1 protein-coding gene is annotated in these 832 nt (G+C 69.4%); it reads left to right on the top strand.

Annotated features, from left to right (window positions below; genetic code table 11):
* Positions 1–12 precede the first annotated feature (12 nt).
* Positions 13–832: ATP-binding cassette domain-containing protein (locus ACW9TB_RS39335; RefSeq protein ID WP_472753210.1), on the top strand; the 820-nt coding region annotated here is incomplete at its 3' end.

Raw genomic sequence — 832 nt, 5'->3', positions numbered from 1 at the left:
CGGTTGATCATCATGGACGAGCCGTCGGCGGCGCTGGCCCATGACGAGGTGGGCAACCTGTTCCGGATCATCCGGGAGCTGACGGCTCAGGATGTGGCGGTGGTCTACATCTCGCATCGGCTGGAGGAGATCCGCGAGATCGGGGATCGGGTGACGGTCCTGAAGGACGGTCGCACGGTCGCGGTGGGCCTGCCCGCGAAGGAGACGCCGACCTCGCAGGTGGTGTCGCTGATGACCGGCCGCAACGTCGAGTACGTCTTCCCGCCGCGCCGCGCGGAACCCGCCGCCGGGAACGAGGTGCTGCGGGTCGAGAACCTCACCGTCCCCGGGATCGTCTCGGACGTGTCGTTCTCGGTGCGGGCCGGGGAGATCGTGGGTTTGGCCGGTCTGGTCGGCTCGGGCCGCTCGGAGATCATCGAGGCGGTGTACGGGGCGCGGCGCTTCTCCGGGCAGGTGGTGCTGGAGGGCAAGCCGGTGCGCCGGGGTGGTGGTACGACCGGTGCGGTGCGGCTGGGCATGGGGCTGGCGCCGGAGGAGCGTAAGGCGCAGGCGTTGCTGCTGGACCAGAGTGTGTCGCGCAACATCAGCCTGGCGAGTTTGGGCCGGTATTCGCGGCTGGGCTGGATGGACCGGCGCCGTGAGGCGGCTGACGCGCGGGAGATGGTGCAGGCGCTGGACATCCGGCCTGCTGATCCGGAGCGGCCGATCAAGACGTTGTCGGGCGGTAACCAGCAGAAGGCGGTGCTGGCCCGGTGGTTGTTGAACAACCGCAAGTTGTTGCTGCTGGACGAGCCGACCCGCGGGGTGGATGTGGGGGCTCGGGCGGAGTTGT

Source organism: Streptosporangium sp. H13245 (assembly GCF_055690525.1).
The sequence above is the reverse complement of the archived record's forward strand: the minus strand, read 5'-3'. Positions and strand labels throughout refer to the sequence as shown.